This window comes from Stenotrophomonas maltophilia (genome assembly GCF_013464485.1).
Lineage (GTDB): Bacteria > Pseudomonadota > Gammaproteobacteria > Xanthomonadales > Xanthomonadaceae > Stenotrophomonas > Stenotrophomonas maltophilia_AW.
Map to the genome: position 1 here is coordinate 1 of NZ_RAUX01000090.1, position 459 is coordinate 459.

1 protein-coding gene is annotated in these 459 nt (G+C 55.3%); it reads right to left on the bottom strand.

The genetic code is table 11. From position 1 onward, the window contains the following. Positions 1–261: 261 nt before the first annotated feature. The coding region (locus D7Y61_RS22500; protein ID WP_219628106.1) for a hypothetical protein at positions 262–459 on the bottom strand (198 nt) is incomplete at its 5' end.

Below are 459 nucleotides of genomic sequence, written 5' to 3' on the forward strand. Positions count from 1 at the left end.
CATCCTTCCTGCAGGCGCCTTCACAAGATACCTGCGCATACTTTCAAAGATCGTGGGAAGTGGCCTCAGCGCCRTTCCCGTGTGCTGCGAAGTTTCCTTCGTAGCGAGCCGCCCATTATAGCCGRCTTTTCCRCTTCGTCAACACCTTTTTTCAAAGGCCGCCTCACCGGAGTGGACGTTGTTGCCGATGCCGCTTCGCCGTTGGGCCCGAAGGTCTTTCGTCGTTGCGAGCCGCCTATTATGCCGGACTTTTCGAGTCCGTCAACACCTTTGTTCGATCATCTCGTTCGTCGGTGGTGGCGTTGCTGTTTGCGTGCCGTTTCCGAAGAAGCGGTGCGCTGCAGCAAGGGGGCGAATTCTAGAGATCCTGCAGATTTCGTCAAGCACTTTTTTGCAGGGTGATGACAGAACCAACGCAACATCACGCATGACGTACGCTCGAAGATCACTGTGGCGTTT